Consider the following 21,141-nt stretch of genomic DNA (forward strand, 5'->3'; position numbering starts at 1 on the left):
CCGGGTGGTGCAGAGCCCGGGCCTGCAATGAAACCGACGACGATCTGCGACGAATGGCTGACCATCGAGGCGCTTGACCTCGAGGCCCGAGGCGTCGCCCACCGCGCCGACGGCAAGGTGGTGTTTGCCGCGGGCGCTCTGCCCGGCGAAGTGGTGCGCGTGCGCGTCACCCGCAGCAAGGCCAAGTGGGAGCAGGGCGAGGCTGTGGAGTGGCAGCGCACGGCCTACACTCGCGTCGAGCCGCGCTGTCCGCATTTCGGCGTGTGCGGCGGCTGCAGCATGCAGCACATCGACCCGCAAGCCCAAATCGCCTTCAAGCAACGCACCTTGGAGGACGACCTCTGGCATTTGGCGCAGGTGCGTCCGCAAACAGTCATGCGTCCGCTGGCCGGCCCGAACTGGGGCTATCGCCACCGCGCGCGCCTCACCGTGCGCCTGGTGCACAAGAAGGGCGGTGTCCTGGTCGGGTTTCACGAGCGCGGCTCCAGCTACGTGGCCGACATGCAGACCTGCGCCATCTTGCCGCCGCATGTGTCCGCCCTGCTCATGCCCTTGCGCCAGCTCATCGCGGGCCTGTCGTGCCCCGACCGCCTGCCGCAAATCGAACTGGCCGAGGGCGATGCGCAAACCGTGCTGGTGCTGCGCAACCTGCAGGAGCTCAAGCCCGCCGATCGGCAAGCCTTGGCCCGGTTCGCAGCGCAGCACGGCGTGCAGTGGTGGTTGCAGCCTGGCGGCCCGCACACCGCAGCGCCGTTGGATCCGCAAGCCCCCGGGCTCGAATACACCTTGCCCGAGTTCGGTGTGCGCATGCCTTTCAAGCCCACCGACTTCACCCAGGTCAACCACCGCATCAACCAGGCGCTGGTTTCGCGCGCTTTGCGGCTGCTGGCGCCCCAATCCAACGAACGCGTCGCCGACTGGTTTTGTGGCCTCGGCAACTTCACCCTGCCTCTGGCCACACGCGCCGCTTCGGTGCTCGGCGTGGAAGGCAGCGAGGCGCTGGTGCAGCGCGCGCGTGACAACGCGGCGTTCAACGGCCTGGCGGAGCGCAGCCGTTTCGAGGCCCGCAATCTGTTCGAGATGGACGCCCAGGCCCTGCTGCGACTCGGCCCTTTCGACAAATGGCTGATCGATCCGCCGCGCGAGGGCGCGCTGGCGCTGTGCAGGGCCTTGGCTGAGATGCAAGTGGCCGGTGTGCAAGTCGCAGGTGTTCAAGTGGCCGATGCCCAAGCCGGGGGCTTCAGGTCGCCGTCGCGCATCGTCTACATCTCCTGCAACCCGGCCACGCTGGCGCGCGACGCCGGCCTGCTTGTGCATCACGCAGGCTACGTCTTGCACGCGGCCGGCGTGGTGAACATGTTCCCGCACACCTCGCATGTGGAGTCCATCGCGGTGTTCGAGCGGGCTTGAACATGCCTCATGAGTCGCTTCGGTGGGTTCCTGCCCACGCATCGCATGCTGCACGACGACACGGCCATCTCCTCGCTGGGTCGCGTGCTCGGGGTCGGCCAGTGCGGTGCCGATGACCTGTACCGCGCGCTGGACTGGCTGCACGAGGCGCAGCCCGCCATCGAGCGTCGCTTGGCGCGCCAGCACCTGGTGGGCTCGACCTTGGTGCTGTGCGAACTGACCTCGACCTGGCTGACGGGGCGCTGCTGCGAACTGGCTGCACGCGGGCATTCGCGCGACGGCAAGCGCGACGATCCGCAGATTGTCTTCGGCCTGATCTGCACGAGCCAGGGCTGCTCGATCGCGGTGGAGGTGTTTCCCGGCAACACGGCCGACCCGGTGACGGTGGCCGCGCAGGTGAGCAAGTTGCGGGATCGCTTCGGCATCGCCTCCATCGTGTGGGCGGGCGACCGCGGCATGCTGACCTCGGCGCGCATCGAGCAGGTGTTCAAGCCGCAAGGCATGGACTGGGTGAGCAACAGAGCCATAAAATCACAGCATGAAGACTGGCTTTCGTTTCCGCTGTTACCCTAGCGCCGCGCAGGAACAGACCCTGCTGCGCTGGATCGGGTGCCAGCGGTTCGTCTACAACGCCAAGGTGCGCGAGGATCGGTACTTTCGCGCCTTCGCGCGCCAGTCGTTGCAACATGTTGGTCAATTTGCGCCGCAAGATCAGCAGTACGCGCAGTTCATCGGTGAGGACACCGCCTGGCTGCGCGAGGTGCCCAGCGTGGTACTGCGCAATGGCGCGGTGCGGTGGAAACAAGCGTATGGACGGTTCTTCAAGAAACTCGCCGGACGCCCGACGCTGCAGCGCAAGCCATGTGCGCAGTCTGTGTGGGTCACGTCCGAGTTGTTCCAGTTCGACGCCGTGACCGATGCGGCCACGGGTGCAGTCCAGCATCGTCTGATCCTCGGCACCAAGAAATTCCCGGTGGGCGAAGTGGCGTTCAAGGTGTCCGGCTCGTTCAAGGTTCCGGCGTCTATCCACCTCACGGTTGAGGCCGGACGCTGGTTCGTCTCTGTGTCGTTCGACGATGGGGCGACGGCGCCGACATTTCAGGAAACCGCCGACTGGCTGGCGAAGTTCGAGCGGCAGGAACTGCTCGAACGCGCTGTGGGCGTCGACCGTGGCGTGGCCATCCCTGCAATGGCGTCGACGGGGCATGCGTTCGACTTCTCCGACGCTCAGAAAAGACGCACGGAGAAAAAGGCCGCCGCGATCCGCCGCTGGCAGCGCAAGCTCTCTCGCCGCGCCAAGGGCGGCGCGAACCTGCGCAAGGCGGCACGCCGCGTCGAGGCCCTGCACCAGTACAGCAAGAACATGCGGCGGGACTTCGCCCACCAGACCAGTCATGTGCTGGTTTCCGACCCCAGCACGCTGCTGATCGTGTTCGAAGACCTGGGCGTGCAGCGCATGACGCGCCGGGCCAGGCCGAAGCAGGACGAGCACGGGCGCCACGTGCGCAACGGCGCGGCGGCCAAGTCGGGGCTCAATGCCGCGATTCTGCGCTCAGCCTGGGGCCAGACCAGGGAATTCAGCACCTACAAGGCGCTGCGCGCGGGCAAGTTGTGCCTGTGCGTGCCGGCGCAACACACCTCGCAGGAATGTGCCGCGTGCGGCCACATTCACCCGGACAACCGGCCTTCACAGGCCGCGTTCGTCTGCCAGCGCTGCGGGCACCAAGACAACGCGGATCACAACGCGGGGCGCGTCATCGCCCATCGCGGGGTTGATCGCGTGCTGTCTGGTCAGTACAAAGACAAGGACCGCAAGCGCACGATGCGCCTGCGCCAGAAATCACTAGGGCCGGAACGGTCCGAAGTCACGCCCACGGAGACCACGGTCAGTCTGGACTACAGCAATGCCGTCCAGCACGGGTCGGTGAAGTGGGAAACCCCCGCTACAACGCCATGCGTTTAGCGGCGGGAGAGTTCATATCAGCAGGCGTGAGAATGCGCGCCCGCCCAATACGGCTGCGCTGCAAAAGACCGGCCCGGTGATCACCGGTGACCAGGAAGTCGGCATCCCCCGCCAGCGCGAGATCGAGCAGAAAGGCGTCGTCGGGATCGGCCGCCGACTGCGTCGCAGGCATTGGGTCGATGATCTGCGCTCCCTGCAGGTTATTGAGCATGGCCCCGACGAGATGCGGCTGCAGGATGGCTTTGAATTTCGGGTAACGGCTGGCTCGGCGAATTTCTTCGATCTGCTTCTGGGCCGTGATGATCTCAAACCGGCGTTCACGCCAGGCGCAATAGAGCGCATGCGGCGCCCCGTGCGGGGCAATCAAAGCGCTCAGCAGGACATTGCTGTCCAGAACGACCCGCATCAGTGTTCACGCGCCCATTGCACGGCTTCGCGCACGATCGCCTCTAAGTTCTGCGCAGACACCTGCGCATTCGCCGCCTTGGCTTGTTCGGCGCTCATGGCCAGGATGCGCGCGCGCACAGCCTCTTCGATGAAGTGCGACAAATCCCCCTTCCGGCCTCTGCCCTGACTGGCGAGGAAAAGGCGGAGTGCTTGGTCCGTATCGGCGGAAACGGCCACATTCCAGCGGATAGAGTTCATAAGGCTATTCGGCGCATAGGCGCATATGTGTGAGTTTTAAGTGTAGGCGGATGTGGGCTGGCGGGCAAGGGACTGCCACTGGCAGTTGTGCCGAGTGCCCCGTGTCCCAAGAAAGTTCACGGAGAGATGACGGACCATGGGGAAACATCGATTCATCCTCCCATGAATGCCGTGTTCTGCCCAATCCGTGTCCTCAGGATTCTCGATCCTTGGCGAAGCCAGGGTCCGGGCCATAGGGGTTGTTGTCGATCGGCACATGCCCATCGCAGGCAAACACACACAAGGCCCTCCAGCGGCCCAGCGCGTAGTCGATGGCCCGCGCCGTGGCGCAGGCCTTGGCCAGGAACTGGCGTTGCCCGATCAGCCAGGGATGCAATGCATCCAGGATGGGTCGGCTGAGCTCCTGGCGCAGCGCGGTGCGCGCATCGGGCGGATGCTCGCGGATGTCCTGCTCAATGCCATACAAGGCCCCGATGCGTACCAGCGCCTCTTGGGCGATGGCGCTGCCGACGAGCTTGTGCGCCTCGAAGAACTTGCGCCGCACATGCGCCCAGCAACCGGCCTCCACGATGGCATCCTGGGCATGGAGAGCGGCGTAGCCGCTGAACCCGTCGGTGAGCAACGTGCCTGACCAATCCTGCAGGAAGTCGCGCGCATGCGCACCGGCGCGGCTGGCGCAATAGTCAAACACCACGGCCGGGGTCAACGCGCTGCGGTAGACCCAGACATAGGCGCGGTGCGTCCGTCCGGTGCCTGGAGCCAGCTCGGCCACCGGGGTCTCATCGGCGTGCAACACGGGCTGGCTCAGCACGTGCGCCTTCATCGCTGCAGCCAGCGGTTCCAGGCGCACGCCGCAGATGCCCACCCACTGCGCCATGCTCGAGCGCGGGATGTGCGCGCCGCTGCGACGATAGATCTCCTCCTGGCGATACAGCGGCAGGTGATCGTCATGCTTGGCCAGCACCACCTGCGCCAGCAGGCCGGGAGCGGGGATGCCCTTGTCGATGATCTGGGCAGGCATGGGCGCAGCCAACACCGTCTGGCAGCATGCGCAGGCGTACTTGCCGCGGATGTGCCGGTGCACGAAGAAGCGCGTGGGCTCGCAGTCGAGCTGCGCGCTGATCTCCTCACCGATGCGGCTCAGGGGGTGGCCCTGCGGGCACAGCCCCGATTCGATCTCGTAGCGATGCTCGATGCGCTCAAGCTGCCCGGGCAGCGGCTGGCGTTTGGGGCAACGTTTGCCCGGGGCTGTGCGCTCGTGCTCGGCAGCGCGGTCCTCCGCCTGTTCCTCGGCTTGCAGCAGTGTCTGCGTCTTGGCGTCGAAGAGCTGGCCTTGCGCGTCCAGGCTCTCGCTGGAGTGGCCGAAGCGCCATTGCTTGAGGCGTGCCAACTCGAAGCTCAGGGCCTCGATCTTGGTCTGCTTGAACTTCAGATCCGCCTGCATCCGGGCAATGACCGCGCGCGCGTACTGCGCCGCCGGATCGTCGCCCAGGGCCTGGAGTCGGTCGGAATCGAGAGCGTCGAGCATGGGCACATGCACGCGCGCGCACGCGCGCGAGAATCGGGAGTTGTCCCGATCGACAAGCGCTTGGGGGCTACACCACGGCAATGGCACCGGCTGTGGCGTGCGCGCTCATGCGCTGCCAGGGCAGACCGGCGGCCAGCCAGTTCCATTGCTCGGCACTCAGGTGCAGGGTGGCACGATCGTCTTGCGGCCAGGCAAACCGGCCTTCTTGCAGTCGGCGCGTGCATAGCCAGATCCCCGCGCCATCAAACACCAGCACCTTCATCCGCCGCCGGTGCAGGGGGCGGGTTGCATTGGGCACGCACGAAGGCGCTGCGCCGTGGTGGCAGAGCCAGACCAGCGAGTTGGGCGCGCCAGCGCGGTGCGCTCGACAGCCAGCCGCGCAGTTGCCCGTAGCCAAGCCCCTTGCTTTGCGCAAACACTTCGGCCTTCAACCCGCTGGCTTTGAGTTCATCAAGGATCGCCAGAATCTCACCAATCCGCTCTTCACTGAGTTTGTCCGATCGCATCGGGCCTCCGAAAAAACCCAAGCTTCACTCAGCCACGCTTCATTGAAAAGATGGGTTCGCCAGCCGCTTACGTTAATAAGCAGATGACCAAGATTGGACTTGTTTGCCTCATTTTTGGGCAATCCTCGGTGAAATCGGTCAACGTACGCTTGCCGGTGGACGCACGAAGCGGCTGGAAGCGCTGCTTTCAATGAGCTCCTGGCCAAATTTCCGGCGGCGCCTGTCATAAAAAACACTTGTCAATCATTGACTTGGATTCTAAAACAGTGTAAGATAAAAAAATGACTCTTATGGAAATGCGCGATGGCTGAGTGGAATTTCTATGGACGCACCGGAGAACTCGCAGAGCTGCGGCGAGTTGTTCAGGCCCGGCGTTGGTTCTTCTGCCGCATAGAGGGGCGGCGGCGCATCGGCAAGACGACGCTGTTGTCTCAACTGGCGCGCGAAAGTCAGGTGCTGGCGTCACATCTGGTCTACATGCAGGTACCAGACTCCGATGAACGCGATGTCGCGGCGACGCTGCGGCGCAGCCTGGAGGACAGCGAAGGGGCGTTGCCGCGCGCGCTGTCCGCCGCTGTGGTGGACTTCCCCTCGATGGCCAATGCCATTGGGCAGATGTGCAGGGCCGGCTTCATTGTCGTGCTTGATGAGTTCCAATACTTCACGCGTGCAAAGCTCAAGGCCTTCAACTCGTTCCTGCAAGCCCAGGTCGACGAGCTACGCAATGCCAAACTGCCTCATGGTGGGCTTTTCGTGCTCGGTTCGCTGCAATCGGAGATGAACGCGCTGCTCGACGACAAAGCCGCGCCGTTGTATGGTCGCATCACAGCGCAGTTGAAGCTGAACCACTGGGACTTCCAGGACCTTATGGCCGTGTTTCGCGGCCAAGGTCTCGACCGGCCGTCGCAATGGCTAACGCTGTGGACCTTCTTTGAAGGTGTTCCTAAGTTCTACCACGACGCGTACGAACAGGACCTGTTTTCGGTCGAGGCTCCGTTTTTCGCGCACGAGTTGTTGACGCGTATGTTCGTACGCAGTTCCAGTCCACTTGCCGAGGAGGCCGACACTTGGTTTCTCCGCGAGCTGCGCGGCAAGGCCGTGTCGGTTCTGCACTATCTGGCCGACCATGCTGGCTGCAGCAATGGCGAGCTTGTCGCTGCGCTAAACGACCCACACGATGCGACGCCGGTGACAGCGGTCATCGGTCGGTTGGTCAACAATTACGGCATGGTTGACCGATTGCAACCGGTGTTCTCCAACAGCAAGAGCCGCAACGCGCGCTACTACATCGCCGACAATTTCCTGCAGGCATGGTTGTCGGTCGCCAAGCCCACCCGCGAAGCGGCGCGTCTGCGACCTGCTGAAAAGGCGCTGGCCACGGCAATGCCGCGGCTACAGACACTGGAAGGGGCGAGCTTCGAGAAGCTCATTCGAAGTCTGCACATAGAGATGTCGCGCAAGGGGCTCAGCGACTTCGAGCTGTCGGAGTTAAAGCTCGGCTACTGGAATAGGCCGCGCGATATCGCCAATAGCATTGAGATAGACCTGGTGGCCCTAGATGAGCCGAACAAGCGTGTGCGCTTCGGCTCGTGCAAACGCTCCGAGGCCGCGCACGATGCAGCATCCCTGGCAGGTTTCGACAAGCACGTGGCGGACTTCCTGCAGGTACGCGAACACCGCCGCCTAGCCGAATGGCAGTGCGAGCGCGTGCTGTTCGCTCCCGAGTTCTCCGCGGACGGCCGGCAGGCGCTGACACAACGGGGCTATCGTTGCTTAGACCTGACCGACTACGCCGCGCTGGTCTGACACAGTGCGGCGACGGGCGTCTCCTAATTTTAGCCATACGCACCCCAGATTCTGGTTTAACTCATTGATATCTAATGAGTTTGGTCATCTGCTTATTAACGCCCTGCACAATAAAAAAGCCCGGCAACGCCGAGCTTGTTCTCAACGCAGTTTGGGGCCGGTTCAGCGACGGCCGCCGAAGATGCCCAACAGCGCCAGCAGGTTGGCGAACACGTTGTACAGGTCCAGATAAATGGCCAGGGTGGCCGAGATGTAATTCGTCTCGCCACCGTCGAGCACGCGCTTGACGTCAATCAGCATGAAGGCCGAGAAGATGCCGATGGCCGCGACCGAGAACATGATCATCAGCGCCGGCATTTGCAGCCAGATGTTGGCGATGCCAGCAATTATCAGCATGATCACGCCGACGAACAGGAACTTCGACAGCCCGCTCAGGTCGCGCTTCACCACGGTGGCCAGCGAGGCCATGACCGCGAAAATGATGGCCGTGCCGCCGAAGGCCATGCCGATGAGTTGCACCCCATTGGACATGCCCAGGATGAAGCTGAGCATTTGCGACAGCATCAGCCCCATGAAAAACGTGAAGCCCAGCAGCAGGCCAACGCCGAGATGCGAATTCTTGTTGCGCTCGATGGCGAACATCAAGCCGAAAGCGCCACCCAGGAACAGCAGCATGCCCATGCCGGGGTTGGTCACCATCCACGTGGCGAGGCCCAGCTTCAGGCCGGCCCAGGCGCCGAACACCGTTGGAATGAGCGAAATGGCCAGCAAGGTGTAGGTGTTGCGCAGCACGCGGTTGCGGTCTACGGCATAGCCGCCAGCGCCTTGGGCGTACAGCGAGGGTTGCGGATTGAAGCGGTCGTTCATTGAAGTTCTCCCAAAAAGCAATGCGGTTTGCCGATGGCAAACAACCGATTAGAGGCCAGTGCCGCGTTCCAGTTCCCCGGTACAACTCGACACAGTGCTGCTGGATGCAGTGTAGGCGTTATGAACTCTCCCGTCGCTAAACGCATGGCGTTCTCGCGGGGATTTCCCACTTCCCCGACCCGAGCGTGGCGCTGTTTCCAGCGCCGCGACTGACCGTGGTCTCCATGGGCGTGACTTCGGGCCGTTCCGGCCCTAGTGATTTCTGGCGCAAGCGCATCGTGCGCTTGCGGTCCTTGTCTTTGTACTGACCAGATAGCACGCGATCAACCCCGCGACTGGCGATGACGCGCCCCGCGTTGTGATCCGCGTTGTCCTTCTTCCCACAGCGTTGGCAGACAAACACGGCTTGTGAAAGCCGGTTGTCTGGGTGAATGTGGCCGCACGTGGCACATTCCTGCGAGGTGTGTTGGGCGGGCACGGACAAGCAGAGCTTGCCCGCACGCAGCGCCTTGTACGTCGAATACTCTTTGGCCTTGCCCCATGCGCTGCGCAGGATGGCGGCATTGAGGCCAGACTTGGCTGCTGCGCCGTTGCGCACGTAGCGGCCATCCGCATCCTGCTGTGGCCTGGCGCGGCGCGTCATACGCTGTACACCCAGGTCCTCGAACACGATGAGCAGCTTGCTCGGGTTGGACACCAGCGCATGGCTGGTCTGATGCGCAAAGTCGCGGCGAACGTTTTTGGCGTACTGGTGCAGCGCCTCGACGCGGCGTGCCGCCTTGCGTCGATTCGCACCGCCCTTGGTTCGCCGCGACAGCTTGCGTTGCCAGCGGCGGCGGGATGTTTCTTTCCTCGCCATGCGTTCTTGCTGCGCCGTCGTGAAGTCGAACGCCTGGCCGGTCGACGCCATCGCGGGAATGGTCACACCACGATCCACGCCGACCGTGCGTTCAAGCAGCTCGTCCTGCGTGAACGTCGCCAGCCAGTCGGCGGTCTCCTGGAACGTTGCTTGCACAACACCATCGTCAAACGATCCTGAGACAAACCAGCGTCCTGCCTCGACGGTGATGTGGATCGACGCTGGTGGTTTGAACGCGCCGCTGGTCTTGAACGCCATCTCACCCACTGGAAACTTCGTCGTGCCGAGGATGAGGCGCTGCGCAACCTCACCCGTGGCGGGGTCGGTCACCGGCTCGAAGCGGAACAATTCGGAGGTGATCCACACCGACTGCGTACCTGTTTTGCGTTGCAGCGTCGGGCGGCCAGCAAGCTGCTTGAAGAATCGTCCATACGCCTGCTTCCAGCGCACCGCGCCGTTGCGCAGGATCGGAGACGGCACCTCGCGCAGCCAGGCCGTCTCTTCGCTGATGAATTGCGCGTATTGCTGATCCTGCGGCGCGTACTGGCCGGTGTGCTGCAGCGACTTGCGTGCGAAGGTGCGAAAGTAACGATCCTCACGCACCTTGGCGTTGACGATGAACCGCTGACAACCGATCCAACGCAACAGGGTCTGTTCCTGCGCGGCGGTCGGGTAACAACGGAAGCGAAAGCCGGTTTGCATGCTGTGATTTTATCCAGCCTCATGAGGAACGACAAGCGAAAACCGCCCGCTTGACCCCTGCTGGCCAAAGGCCTATAGATTCAGCCCATAAATAGATTGAACTTTGGGGATGAATGCGAGCCAGCATTGGCATGGACAAAGACAAATGCAAGACGGCTGACGCCAGCCGAACAACATGAGCGGCGCAGGCAGGTCATACGGGCGCACGCGCACGCAGATTACCGCCGATGTGGGGCTGAGCTACACGGCGGTGAGCAAGACGATTGATCGCTATGAAACCGGTGGCATGTCCGCGCTGGCCCCTCAGCGCAGAGGCCGTCGCGCGGGGGAGCAGCGTGTGCTCAGTGCGGAGCAAGAAGCGCGCATGCAACAGATGATCGGTGACCACCGCCCCGAGCAGCTCAAGATGGACTTTGCCCTGTGGAGCCGAGCGGCCGTGATGCAGCTCATCGAGCGCGAATGCGGCATGGCCCTGCAGGTGCGCTCGGTGGGCAAGTATCTGGCGCGCTGGGGGTTCACACCGCAAAAGCCCGTCCGCCGCGCTTATGAGCAGTCCCCTGCTGCGGTGCGCCTGGCTGGATACGGAGTCCATGTAAGGGCCGACCAAGTAACACGTGCAAGCAAACCGCACTCACACGTCCTGTGGGTACGACGGCTGCGAGAGTCGGTTGAAGGCTGCGGAATTTGAGCGGCCGCTGTCAAGTCCATCACGACCGCCACAACCGGGTCGTGGAAACTGCAAGAATTTTCATGAACTAAAATAAACCAAAGTCTCCGAGAGGGAAGCGCTGATTTATTCGATTCCAGCGCGTCTCACATGCCGCAAGCCATTGATTTACAACGGCCCAAGCCTGACCATGTGATGTGCTTTCCGAATAAATCAGCGGTTCCCTAGAGTGATCGATTTTAGCAGGTTTGCGTTATGAGGCAGGAGGTATTATGTTTCTGAGGCGAAAAACGCTCAGGGAATATCCGAGCACATTTACATTGCTGTTGCGGTTGACGGACGCTTTGATTATTGTCATGGCTGGTACGGCGGCCTATTTTCTGAGGCTCGCGGAATTGAATAATAGCCAAAATGAAGCCGCAACTGTTTTTATTGCCGTCCTTCTCGCCAATTTGATTTTTGCGGAAATAGGCGTTTACAGGTCTTGGAGCGCCGGTAGCATCGCACATGAAGTAGGTCTGCTGTGGCTGGGTTGGGGGCTGACCTTTCTGTTGCTGACGGGTTTGTTATTCGCCTTAAAACTGGGCGCGACATATTCCAGGGTATGGATTGCCCTGTGGTTTACATTGGCAGGTATCGGCTTAGGTGTTACACACATTGCATTGCGCCTGGCTTTGCGTTGGATTCACAAGCGTGGCTACAATGTGGGCACACTTTGCATCATCGGTCACGGGGAAAATGCGACGCGCGCCATTCAGACAGCGTCCGCCCAAACCAGTTTAGGTTTGAAGCCCGTTGCCTGGTTCGGCACCAACGAACGTCCCTCGACAGAAAGTGTTCCCACGCTCGGTATATTGCCAGACTTGGAAGCTTTTATGAATGCGAACGCTGTTGACGAAGTTTGGGTTGCCATTCCGCTTCGCGACGAGGAACATTTGCGTGCGGCATTTCATGCGCTTCGACATACCACTGCCAATATCCGATACATTCCTGATTTGTTCGGCTACGAATTACTCAATCATTCCGTCACGGAAATTGGCGGCATGCCGATGATGGACCTTTCGGTGTCTCCCATGCAGGGCGTCAATCGCTTGGTTAAACGTGCGGAAGATATGATTCTTGGAAGTATCTTTTTGCTCATCGCCAGCCCCCTCATGCTGTTGATTGCTATTGGGATAAAACTGAGCTCACCGGGGCCGTTGCTCTTCAAACAACGGCGTATTGGATGGTCTGGTAGTGAATTCATCATATACAAATTTAGGACGATGATGGCCATTCAAGAACCTTGTCAAGGCGAGCTCGTACAAGCGACGAAAGACGATCCACGGGTTACAAAGTTCGGGCGATTTCTCAGACGAACAAGTTTAGACGAGCTACCGCAACTCATCAATGTGATTCAGGGGAGAATGTCTCTGGTCGGGCCACGCCCACATGCCGTAGAGCATCATCAACAGTATATTGAAATTGTTCCATCTTATGCCGCTAGGCATATGGTTAAACCAGGCATCACCGGTTTTGCGCAAATTGCGGGATTTCGCGGTGAAACCGATACCCTCGAAAAAATGGAGAAGCGCATTGAATATGATGTCTTATACATCCAGAAGTGGTCTGTCTGGCTTGATATCAAAATAATTTTTCTCACCTTATTTAGAGGGGTTATTCATGCAAATGCTTATTGATTATAATAAATCAAGGGTGTGACATGGCAATTAAGGGTGTCGAACTCGGTAGTGGATTTGCAGTTTTAAAACTATGATTTCGGATTGCGCTGGCGTCATGTCTTGTCAATCTTCAAGAACATCTTGGCCTACAGCGTCAAATTTTGAACACTATTCCTGGGGTGGATGATTTGAAAATTCTCTTCAATGCACAATCGCTACTGCCCCCCCGCACCGGCATCGGCCTCTACACCAAGCACCTTATTGAGGAAATTTCGCAGCAGTCACAAGTAGAATGCCTTGCAGGCTTTCTCGGGAGACAAATATTTAATGAGCATGAGTTGCTGTATTTCTGTGAAAAACAGGAAATTGGACTAGGTTTTGGGTCTGCGGAGGTCATTCATTCGCATAAACGATCTGATTCTTTAAAGAGACTGATGAAACGCTTGGCGCGCAGTTTTCCGGGCGCTTATGCACTGCGGCAATGCTTAAGAGAATATGTTGAGGGGCATAAGATTTCGAAGCTCGGCAGCAAAGGTTTTATCTATCACGAACCGAATTACATCCCTGTGAGCTATGCTGGGCCGATGGTCATCACTGTGCATGACTTGTCACATATGCGCTACCCGCAGTTTCATCCTCCTGAGCGGGTTTCGTTTCTGAATCGTCATTTACCCGCAGCGCTCCAACGTGCAGATCGGATTTTGACGGATTCGCATTTTGTGGCACAGGAAATCATCGACGTATTTAGAACGCCAGCGGCAAAAATTGTCGTCACCCATCTTGGCGCTGATGTTGCTTCCCGATCTCGCTCCGAGTGGGAGGAGGCCGCAACTTTGCAGGAATTCAAACTACGCCGGAGTGGATTCGTCCTTTCCGTCGCTACGCTCGAACCACGCAAGAACCTGGAGCGCTTGATCGATGCCTATGCCGCACTGCCAGATGCTCTACGACGCGACTACCCCTTGGTACTCGTCGGGGGTAGTGGCTGGAAGAACACGGCATTGCTTTCACGCCTGCGAGAACTTGAAGCGCGCGGAGAGGCCATTCGCACGGGTTACTTGCCGCGTGACCAAGTTCTCGACCTGTATGCCACTGCGGCGCTGTTTGCCTACCCCTCGCTCTATGAAGGTTTTGGCCTTCCGGTTTTGGAAGCACTTGCAAGCGGCGTGCCCGTATTGACCTCCAATATCAGTTCATTACCAGAGGTTTCTGGCGGTGCCGCGCTGGAGGTGGATCCGCTTTCAGTGGATGCCATCGCAGAGGGTTTGCGTGCATTGCTGGACGACGCCGCGCTGCGCCAGCGCCACGCAAGCCTTGGCATCGAGCGCGCCAAAGCATTCAGTTGGAAGCATTGCGCCGAGCAAACGTTGGCCGTCTACCGTCAATTGGCTTGAGGCGCTGCGTTCAGCATGCGTGTCCTTCACTTTGCCAAATACGCATTCGAGCGACCCGGCGGGATCGAGCGCCATGTCGAAGTGCTGACGCGCGGCTTGGCCACAGTTGGCGCCGACGTCTCCGTATTGGCCTACGACCCTTCCGGGCGGGCGCAACCGCGAACGGTAGCGGGTGTCCATGTCGAGCCCGTGAGCACCTTCGGGCATGTCGGCAGCCAAGCCATCGCCCCTGGGATGTTGGCGCGGGTGCGCTCTTTGGCGAGAGAGCGGCGTTTCGACATCGTCCATCAGCATTGGCCCGACCCATTTGCCCATGTCATTGCGAGCCTGGTTCCTGCATCGCCCCTGCACGTGGCAAGTTGGCATACCGACATCGTGCGTCAACGGCTGCTCGGGCCGCTTTATCTCAACTTCGCGTCACGCATGCTGCGCAAGCCTGATGCGATCATAGGTGCGACCGCAGCACATTTGCGAGCCTCGCAAATCGACCGTTTCGCACCGCCTGAGCGCCGCCACGTCATCCCTTACGGAGTCGACACGACTCCGCTGCTTCCCACTGCCGCGGTGATGCAGCGTGCCCAGGCACTGCGTCAGGAGTTTGGCCAACGGCCTCTGGTGTTCGCCCTTGGTCGGCATGTGTACTACAAGGGATTCGACGTACTCATCGAAGCCATGGCACAGGTCCCTGCGCTGTTGGTGTTGGGGGGAGAAGGGCCGTTGACCAATGATCTGCGCGAATTGGCAACCCGGCACAGTGTCCATGTGCACTTCACCGGCCCCATCGCCGAGGCAGACCTTCCCGCCTACTTTCATGCCTGTCATGTGTTCTGTCTACCATCGTCGGCACCAACCGAGGCATTTGGCATTGTCCAGGCGGAGGCCATGGCATGCGGGAAACCCGTGGTCAACACCTGGTTGCACAACGGTGTGAACGAGGTGGCACCCAACGGCATTTGTGCTCTCACGGTCGAACCCGGGGACGCCAACGCGTTGGCTGCGGCGCTCAACCACCTCCTGACCCACCCTGCACAGGCCAACTACCTCGGTCAGGCTGGCAAAGATCGAGTGCGTCGCGCATTCACCGTTGAGGCGATGGTCAGGCAAACGTTGGATCTTTATGCAACCTTATTGAACGACGCAGCCAATCCAAGCTCTGCACTTCCTAGGTGACGTTGGGCGCTTCATCCTTGGGCCATGGCTTGCGCAACTGTGGCTCGTCACACGGGGCTGCCGCAGCTTGCCATTGATACACTTCACGCCAAAGTGCCATCGCTCATCGCTCTGGGGGCATTCATTCATATTCGCTGGGCATGCATCCAAACCCCAGCTCTTGCCCAAAAACCTGCGGCATGTTCTTGAGCTGCCACACACCAGATCGCTCATGGCTTGTCGAGGTATCGCTCGGAGCGACCAAAGCCCATGCGAAACCGCTGCGGAGTGCGATCTGCCGGACTCCCTGGCTCGACTTTCAACCTCTCGCTGGCCTGAAAACGCCGAATCTCCAACCCCCTTCCATGCCTGCCCTGCAAATCGCCTTCAATGATCTTCTGTCCAGCATCAAGGCCTGGCGCCTGTGGAGCCTGCTGGGATGGCTGGAAATTCGCCAGCGCTATGCGCGCTCCAAGTTGGGGCCGTTTTGGTTGACGATCAGCATGGGTGTGCTAGTGGGTACGCTGGGCGTTGTCTATAGCTCCCTGTTCGGCCAGAAGCTCACCGACTACTTGCCGATGATCGCCATTGGCATCGTCATGTGGAGTCTGTTTTCCAGCATCGTGAACGAAGGCTGCTCGGCCTATATCAACAGTGCCAACTACATCCGCCAGGTCAACACTCCGCGCCTCATCTATGTTCTGCAGGCCGCGTGGCGCAACACTGTGATCTTTGCGCACAACTTCATCATCGTGCTGGCGGTTTTGCTCATTTTCGGCGTGAAGAGTTGGGCCACGCTGCCCTTGTTTATCCCCGCCTTGGCGCTATTCCTGCTGAATGCCATGTGGATTGCTGCCTTGGTCGGCCTCATGGCTGCACGCTTTCGCGACTTGCCACAAATCGTCTCGGCCCTGTTGCAAGTTGCCTTCTACGTCACGCCCATTCTGTTTCACGGCACCATGCTCGCGGGCAAGCACCAGTGGATCGTGAGGTACAACCCGCTGGCCTATCTCATTGACGTCGTGCGCGAGCCGTTGGTGGGCTTGGTGCCGTCGGCGTTCACCTGGGAACTCACAATCGCCATGGCGGTGCTGGGCTGGCTGGCAGCTTTGGCCTTGACCGGGCGCTATCACAAGCGCATTCCCTATTGGGTGTAACCGGCACGTCCGAGTCACCACACACTGACCCATTACCAAGCCATGCCCGCCAGCATCAACCTGCAAAACGTTTGCCTTGACTTGCCGATTTTCGACGTCTCGGCCCAATCCCTCAAAAAGCGGGTGCTGCGCATGGGTCGGCGCAACCGCATAGCCGAAGACAACACCGGCGTGGTGGTGGTACGCGCCATCGACGACCTCAGTCTGCAGCTCGAGAGCGGCGACCGCCTCGGCCTTATCGGCCACAACGGGGCGGGCAAAAGTACCCTGCTGCGGGTGATGGCCGGTATCTACCCACCCACCGGCGGTTTAATCGCCGTGCAGGGCAAAACCGTACCTCTTCTCGACATCAGCCTGGGCATGGACGATCAGTCCACCGGGCGGCAAAACATCCGCTTGCGCGGCCTGTTGCTGGGCATGAACGACGCTGAAATCAAGCAAAAAACGGAAGACATTGCCACCTTCACTGAACTGGGCGACTACCTCGACCTGCCCCTGCGCACCTACTCCAGCGGCATGCGCGTGCGTCTGGCCTTCGCCATTTCCACCGCAGTGGAGGCCGACATCCTGCTGCTCGATGAAGTGCTGGGCGTGGGTGACGCCAGCTTCCAGGACAAAGCCAACAAACGCTTGATGGACCTCCACGCCCGCGCTGAAATTGTGGTGCTCGCCATTCACTCCAGCGACGCTATCCGCAAGACCTGCAATAAAGTGCTGTGGATCGAGCGCGGCAAAGTGAAAATGTTCGGCAAGGTTGACGAAGTGGTGAGCGCCTACGACAAGCATATGAACCCGCCCGCGCCCACGGTTTTGCGCAAACGGACAACAAACCAGAAATTTTCCCAACGTAAGCAGACGCTGCGGCGAAGCCGTTGAGAATGGCGAGATGAACTGGCGTCTGAAGATCCTTTGGCTGCACGGATTGACTTTCAAGATCAGCACCAATTTTGACGCAATCTTCTCTCGGAGTCGCCACAATAGCCTGCAAATTGAGGTTACACTGGAAAAATGTACCCACAACCAGGGAGTGCAAGCATGATCGAAGTCGGCGTCAGGGAATTCAAGGCGCATTTGTCGACCTACCTGCATCGGGTGTCCACAGGTGTGGCCTTGGTCGTCACGTCGCATGGCAAGCAAATCGCGCGCATTGAGCCCCCTGCTGTCACCGCGGAGCCAAAAGATGCGCTTGCCATGCTGGGAGCGCTGCCATGGCTGCGCATGGGCAAGGGCGGCAAGCCGCAGGGCGCGCGTGAACACCTCAAGCTGCGCGCGGATACGCCGCCGCTTGCACAAACGGTCAGCGAGTTGCGCGATTGATTCTGTATCTCGACACCTCCGCACTGGTCAAGCTCTACGTTGAAGAGCCCGGCTCAAGGCAAGTTCAGCACGCCGTAGCGCAAGCTGAGCGCGTGGTTACCCATGGCATCGCCTATGTGGAGGCGCGCGCTGCGTTCAGGCGGCGCGCCGCCGACGCGCCAGACGCTGACGCGCTGCAACGCTGGCGGCGTGATTTTGAATCCGACTGGCCGAGGCTGGATGTGGTGGATGCTGCGCCAGCCCTGCTGCATCGCGCGGGTGAACTGGCTGACCTCCTTGCTCTGCGCGCCTATGACGGTGTGCATCTGGCCGCGGCCGAGTCTCTCCACGAGCGTCTCGCCGCGTCGCACCAACTGGTTTTTGCCGTGTACGACAAGCGCTTGGCTCTTGCGGCACAGTCCCTCGGTTTGCAGGTTTTTCCGTCCGAATCATGAGTGCCTCACACAAACTTCTCCCCGTCATCCTCTCCGGCGGAGCCGGCACCCGGCTCTGGCCCGTGTCGCGCGAACAGCACCCCAAGCCATTCATGCAGTTGGCCGACGGACAAAGCCTGCTGCAGAAAACCTTCCTGCGCGCTGCGGCCCTCCCGGGCGTGACCCAGGTCCTGACCGTGACCAACCGCGATCTGGTGTTCAAGACCAAAGATGAATATGCGCAGGTCAACGGGGCTGCCCTCCCCACCGCTTTCATCCTCGAGCCCTTCGGCCGCAACACCGCCCCGGCGCTGGCCGCGGCCGCGCTGTGGGCGGAGCAGAACATCGGGGCCGATGCCCTGCTCCTGGTTCTCGCGGCGGACCACCTCATCACGGACCAGGCAGCTTTCGAAGGCGCCGTAGACCGGGCCATGGAGCTGGCCGAGGCAGGCCATCTGGTGACCTTCGGCATTCAGCCCAGCGGGCCTGAAACCGGGTTCGGCTACATCGAGGCGGACGGCACCCGGGTGCGCCGCTTCGTCGAAAAACCCACGTTGGAGAAGGCGCGCGAATTCATCGCCAGCGGCAACCACCTATGGAACAGCGGCATGTTCTGCTTCAGGGTGGATGCCGTGCTGCAGGAGATTGCCGAACATGCACCCAGTGTGCTGGAAAGCGTGCAGGCTTGTCTCGGCGCCTCGCACCAGATGCGCGGGAAGAAAGACATGCAAGTCGAACTCGACGCGGCGACGTTCGAATACGCACCCGACATTTCCATCGACTACGCGCTGATGGAAAACTCCAAGCACGTCGCCGTGGTGGCCTGCGACATCGGCTGGACGGACATCGGCTCGTGGAACGCGCTGAGCGAACTGCAGCAGCCCGATGCCCAGGGCAACCGCATCCTCGGCGAAGCCTTGCTGCATGGAACCGACAACTGCTACGTGCAAAGCCCGCAGCGCATCGTCGGTCTCGTGGGGGTGAGCGACCTCATCGTGGTGGACACGCCCGACGCCGTGCTGGTGGCGCACCGCAGCTGCGCGCAGGACGTCAAGCAGATCGTCGCCCAGCTCAAGGCCAATGGCCACGAAGCCTATCGCCTGCACCGCGAGGTGCACCGGCCGTGGGGAACCTACACCGTGCTGGAAGAGGGGTCGCGCTTCAAGATCAAGCGCATCGTCGTCAAGCCCGGCGCTGCGCTCTCGCTGCAGATGCACCACCATCGCAGCGAGCATTGGATCGTCGTGTCCGGCATTGCAAGCGTGGTCAACGGAGACCAGAAAATCCTCATCAACACCAATGAGTCGACCTTCATCCCGGCCGGACACAAACATCGCGTCGACAACCCCGGAAAACTCGACCTGGTGATGATCGAGGTCCAGAGCGGCGAGTACCTGGAGGAGGACGACATCGTGCGCTTCCAGGATGTCTATGGCCGCGTCGCAGCCACCGATGCCTGAGCGGTCGCCAGCTTTCACGCCCTACGCGCAGAACTTCAAGGGCGTCATCCTTTGGCGTGCATTGGGGCAGGTCGAACAGGGCTTTTACATCGATGTCGTGGCCTGGTCGCCCGACACGTCGGGCAGTGAATCATGGTCGATGACAACCGCAGTTTCCGGCAACCCGGAGAAGCGCCGCGAATGCGCCCGGGTGCGGTTTCGCGCCCAGGATGTCGTGCGTTGACTGGCGCCCGCCGAAAGCGACGCATGCAAACAGTCTGGAGAGCGTCATGAAGGAAGACAGCTTTTACCGCGCCTTTGAAGACCGCCATCGCGGTTCGCGTGAATTGATCAAGGAACGATTGCGTGTTTATCTCCCCTTGATCAACCCACTCAAGGATATTTATGGCGAATGCTCCGTACTTGACCTGGGTTGTGGTCGTGGGGAGTGGCTTGAGCTGACGGGAGAGGCGGGGTTCAAGGCGCATGGCGTCGATCTCGATGAAGGCATGCTGGCTGCTTGCCGCGAACGGGGGTTTTCCGTCGAAACGCAAGATGCCGTCGAAGCTTTGAGGAGTCTTCCCGACGAGAGCCAAAGCGTCATCTCCGGATTCCATCTTGCCGAACATCTCCACTTTGCCGCACTGAAAGAACTCGTCAAAGAGGCGCTACGGGTTCTCAAGCCCGCAGGGCTGTTGATTCTCGAAACCCCAAACCCGGAAAACATCATTGTCGGCACATCGAATTTCTATCTCGATCCGACCCACCAGCGCCCACTCCCGCCGCTACTTCTTGCTTTTCTGCCAGAGCATGCCGGCTTTTCCCGCACCAAGATCGTACGCCTGCAAGAGGCTTTCGGACTGGCCAACGCGAGCACTATTAATCTGTTGGACGTGCTCTCCGGCGTCAGCCCCGATTATTCCGTGATTGCACAGAAGAGAGCGCAAGAAGATTGGATTGAACGATTCAACAGTGCTTTCGAACATGAGTACGGCCTGACGTTGGAAGCCCTTGCTACAAAATACGAACTTGGCATTCAACGCCGCTTCTCAAAATTCGAAAACGAGCTGGAGATCATCAAAACCCAGGCTGCTCCTGGTGAACTGTCTGAACTGAAACAACGTTTTTTGCATGCCCAACAGTCCAGCGCCGCTCTGGATGCCCAGTTGCGCGATCAACAGCGCGAAGTCATGAATTGGCTGCGGGAGGCACTGGCCCAGCAACAGAAGCGCGCTGATCTGCTCGCTGCCCAACTGGCACAGGCCCAGAGCGAACTGGCAAGCCACGGCCACGAGCTGCAAGCGATCTATGCCAGCAGATCCTGGCGCATCACCCGTCCCTTGCGGCTCGGCGCGCTAGGCTTGCGCTGGCTGTTCGGCAGAGCCGCGAGCCGGATAGTCGCCCCTCCCCTGACCCAGCCACAGCAACCACGACCCCAGGCCGAGCTTTCCCCCGCACCAGCACCCGCCATGCAAGACCGACAAAATCCGTCCGCCGTCACTCCCGAAGCTGTGGCGCCCACGCCCGAACTCGACACCGAAGCCGCGCGGCGCATGCTGAGGCAGTTGCACATGGCGCGCAGCGCATCGACCAAGGGCCGTCCATGAGAATCGTGCTGGACTTGCAGGGCGCGCAAACCGCGAGCCGGTTCCGCGGCA

Annotated in this window: 20 protein-coding genes and 2 pseudogenes; 15 read left to right on the plus strand and 7 right to left on the minus strand. The window is 60.5% G+C overall.

The features are described 5' to 3' along the window. The first annotated feature begins 27 nt into the window (after nucleotides 1-27). The 3 genes from rlmD to THIX_RS08545 are packed head-to-tail and all read left to right on the plus strand — an operon-like array spanning nucleotide 28 to nucleotide 3,373. Nucleotides 28-1,410, plus strand: coding sequence for a 23S rRNA (uracil(1939)-C(5))-methyltransferase RlmD (rlmD, locus tag THIX_RS08535; RefSeq protein ID WP_112485897.1), 1,383 nt, complete (start codon nucleotides 28-30; stop codon nucleotides 1,408-1,410). 9 nt (nucleotides 1,411-1,419) lie between these two features. Continuing rightward, nucleotides 1,420-1,983, plus strand: a complete 564-nt coding sequence (locus THIX_RS08540) for a hypothetical protein (protein ID WP_112485898.1) — start codon at nucleotides 1,420-1,422, stop codon at nucleotides 1,981-1,983. Beyond that, nucleotides 1,949-3,373, plus strand: a complete 1,425-nt coding sequence (locus THIX_RS08545; RefSeq protein ID WP_112485899.1) for an RNA-guided endonuclease TnpB family protein — start codon at nucleotides 1,949-1,951, stop codon at nucleotides 3,371-3,373. The genes THIX_RS08540 and THIX_RS08545 overlap by 35 nt, the downstream gene beginning before the upstream one ends. On the opposite strand, the gene THIX_RS08550 is transcribed toward THIX_RS08545, so the two are convergent. The 5 genes and pseudogenes from THIX_RS08550 to THIX_RS08570 all read right to left on the minus strand — a co-directional run bounded on the left by THIX_RS08550 (nucleotide 3,354) and on the right by THIX_RS08570 (nucleotide 6,052). Then, nucleotides 3,354-3,779, minus strand: a complete 426-nt coding sequence (locus THIX_RS08550) for a putative toxin-antitoxin system toxin component, PIN family (protein ID WP_112485900.1) — start codon at nucleotides 3,777-3,779, stop codon at nucleotides 3,354-3,356. The genes THIX_RS08545 and THIX_RS08550 overlap by 20 nt on opposite strands. Then, nucleotides 3,779-4,018, minus strand: coding sequence for a ribbon-helix-helix domain-containing protein (locus tag THIX_RS08555; protein ID WP_112485901.1), 240 nt, complete (start codon nucleotides 4,016-4,018; stop codon nucleotides 3,779-3,781). The genes THIX_RS08550 and THIX_RS08555 overlap by 1 nt, the downstream gene beginning before the upstream one ends. Before the next feature lie 238 nt (nucleotides 4,019-4,256). Next, nucleotides 4,257-5,546, minus strand: a pseudogene (locus THIX_RS08560) (IS66 family transposase); the annotation flags it as partial. 67 nt (nucleotides 5,547-5,613) lie between these two features. Next, on the minus strand, nucleotides 5,614-5,802 hold the full coding sequence (gene tnpB, locus THIX_RS08565; protein ID WP_158540839.1) for an IS66 family insertion sequence element accessory protein TnpB: 189 nt from the start codon (nucleotides 5,800-5,802) through the stop codon (nucleotides 5,614-5,616). Continuing rightward, nucleotides 5,789-6,052, minus strand: coding sequence for a hypothetical protein (locus THIX_RS08570; protein WP_233224467.1), 264 nt, complete (start codon nucleotides 6,050-6,052; stop codon nucleotides 5,789-5,791). Before THIX_RS08570 ends, tnpB begins: the two co-directional genes overlap by 14 nt. A gap of 303 nt (nucleotides 6,053-6,355) precedes the next feature. Between THIX_RS08570 and THIX_RS08575 the strand changes: the two genes are divergently transcribed. Next, nucleotides 6,356-7,858 (plus strand): ATP-binding protein, encoded by a 1,503-nt coding sequence (locus THIX_RS08575; RefSeq protein ID WP_112485903.1) that lies wholly within the window; start codon nucleotides 6,356-6,358, stop codon nucleotides 7,856-7,858. A gap of 162 nt (nucleotides 7,859-8,020) precedes the next feature. On the opposite strand, the gene THIX_RS08580 is transcribed toward THIX_RS08575, so the two are convergent. Together THIX_RS08580 and THIX_RS08585 are read right to left on the minus strand one after the other, a co-directional pair. After that, complete coding sequence (locus THIX_RS08580) at nucleotides 8,021-8,725, minus strand: Bax inhibitor-1/YccA family protein (protein WP_112485904.1); 705 nt, start codon at nucleotides 8,723-8,725, stop codon at nucleotides 8,021-8,023. Nucleotides 8,726-8,861: 136 nt separating this feature from the next. Beyond that, on the minus strand, nucleotides 8,862-10,286 hold the full coding sequence (locus tag THIX_RS08585) for an RNA-guided endonuclease TnpB family protein (protein ID WP_112485905.1): 1,425 nt from the start codon (nucleotides 10,284-10,286) through the stop codon (nucleotides 8,862-8,864). 126 nt (nucleotides 10,287-10,412) lie between these two features. Here THIX_RS08585 and THIX_RS08590 point away from each other — a divergent pair. The 11 genes and pseudogenes from THIX_RS08590 to THIX_RS08640 form a co-directional block, all read left to right on the plus strand. Then, nucleotides 10,413-10,873 (plus strand): annotated as a pseudogene (locus THIX_RS08590) (winged helix-turn-helix domain-containing protein); the annotation flags it as partial. A gap of 352 nt (nucleotides 10,874-11,225) precedes the next feature. After that, nucleotides 11,226-12,632, plus strand: coding sequence for an undecaprenyl-phosphate glucose phosphotransferase (locus tag THIX_RS08595; protein WP_112485906.1), 1,407 nt, complete (start codon nucleotides 11,226-11,228; stop codon nucleotides 12,630-12,632). A gap of 170 nt (nucleotides 12,633-12,802) precedes the next feature. Then, nucleotides 12,803-14,008, plus strand: a complete 1,206-nt coding sequence (locus tag THIX_RS08600; protein ID WP_233224468.1) for a glycosyltransferase family 1 protein — start codon at nucleotides 12,803-12,805, stop codon at nucleotides 14,006-14,008. Between the two features lie 15 nt (nucleotides 14,009-14,023). Further along, a complete protein-coding gene (locus THIX_RS08605) occupies nucleotides 14,024-15,178 on the plus strand; it encodes a glycosyltransferase (protein ID WP_112485908.1) in 1,155 nt (384 codons plus the stop codon). Nucleotides 15,179-15,522: 344 nt separating this feature from the next. After that, complete coding sequence (locus tag THIX_RS08610; RefSeq protein ID WP_112485909.1) at nucleotides 15,523-16,314, plus strand: ABC transporter permease; 792 nt, start codon at nucleotides 15,523-15,525, stop codon at nucleotides 16,312-16,314. A 42-nt stretch (nucleotides 16,315-16,356) separates the two neighbouring features. Then, complete coding sequence (locus THIX_RS08615) at nucleotides 16,357-17,190, plus strand: ABC transporter ATP-binding protein (protein ID WP_112485910.1); 834 nt, start codon at nucleotides 16,357-16,359, stop codon at nucleotides 17,188-17,190. 159 nt (nucleotides 17,191-17,349) lie between these two features. Further along, complete coding sequence (locus tag THIX_RS08620) at nucleotides 17,350-17,631, plus strand: type II toxin-antitoxin system Phd/YefM family antitoxin (RefSeq protein ID WP_158540841.1); 282 nt, start codon at nucleotides 17,350-17,352, stop codon at nucleotides 17,629-17,631. Continuing rightward, a complete protein-coding gene (locus THIX_RS08625; RefSeq protein ID WP_112485912.1) occupies nucleotides 17,628-18,065 on the plus strand; it encodes a type II toxin-antitoxin system VapC family toxin in 438 nt (145 codons plus the stop codon). Before THIX_RS08620 ends, THIX_RS08625 begins: the two co-directional genes overlap by 4 nt. Next, nucleotides 18,062-19,504, plus strand: coding sequence for a mannose-1-phosphate guanylyltransferase/mannose-6-phosphate isomerase (locus THIX_RS08630; RefSeq protein WP_112485913.1), 1,443 nt, complete (start codon nucleotides 18,062-18,064; stop codon nucleotides 19,502-19,504). Before THIX_RS08625 ends, THIX_RS08630 begins: the two co-directional genes overlap by 4 nt. Beyond that, complete coding sequence (locus THIX_RS08635) at nucleotides 19,476-19,727, plus strand: hypothetical protein (RefSeq protein WP_112485914.1); 252 nt, start codon at nucleotides 19,476-19,478, stop codon at nucleotides 19,725-19,727. The genes THIX_RS08630 and THIX_RS08635 overlap by 29 nt, the downstream gene beginning before the upstream one ends. 46 nt (nucleotides 19,728-19,773) lie before the next feature. After that, nucleotides 19,774-21,090, plus strand: coding sequence for a bifunctional 2-polyprenyl-6-hydroxyphenol methylase/3-demethylubiquinol 3-O-methyltransferase UbiG (locus THIX_RS08640; protein ID WP_112485915.1), 1,317 nt, complete (start codon nucleotides 19,774-19,776; stop codon nucleotides 21,088-21,090). Nucleotides 21,091-21,141 lie beyond the last annotated feature (51 nt).

Origin of the sequence: Thiomonas sp. X19, from assembly GCF_900089495.1 — a bacterium.
GTDB lineage: Bacteria > Pseudomonadota > Gammaproteobacteria > Burkholderiales > Burkholderiaceae_C > Thiomonas_A.